Genomic DNA, 251 nt, shown 5'->3' with positions numbered 1-251 from the left:
GTCGTAACAAGGTAGCCGTAGGGGAACCTGCGGCTGGATCACCTCCTTAATCGACGACATCAGCTGCTCCATAAGTTCCCACACGAATTGCTTGATTCATTGAAGAAGACGATAAGAAGCAGCCCGAAATTGGGTCTGTAGCTCAGTTGGTTAGAGCGCACCCCTGATAAGGGTGAGGTCGGCAGTTCGAATCTGCCCAGACCCACCAATTTTGTGTGGGAAACGCCTGTAGAAATACGGGGCCATAGCTC

Annotated in this window: 1 tRNA gene; it reads left to right on the top strand. The window is 51.8% G+C overall.

Annotation, left to right across the window (positions count from 1 at the left end):
• Positions 1–131: 131 nt before the first annotated feature.
• Positions 132–208, top strand: a tRNA-Ile gene (locus AACY52_RS32045).
• Positions 209–251 lie beyond the last annotated feature (43 nt).

Origin of the sequence: Pseudomonas sp. EA_65y_Pfl1_P113, assembly GCF_963970525.1 — a bacterium.
Lineage (GTDB): Bacteria > Pseudomonadota > Gammaproteobacteria > Pseudomonadales > Pseudomonadaceae > Aquipseudomonas > Aquipseudomonas tritici.
The sequence above is the reverse complement of the archived record's forward strand: the minus strand, read 5'-3'. Positions and strand labels throughout refer to the sequence as shown.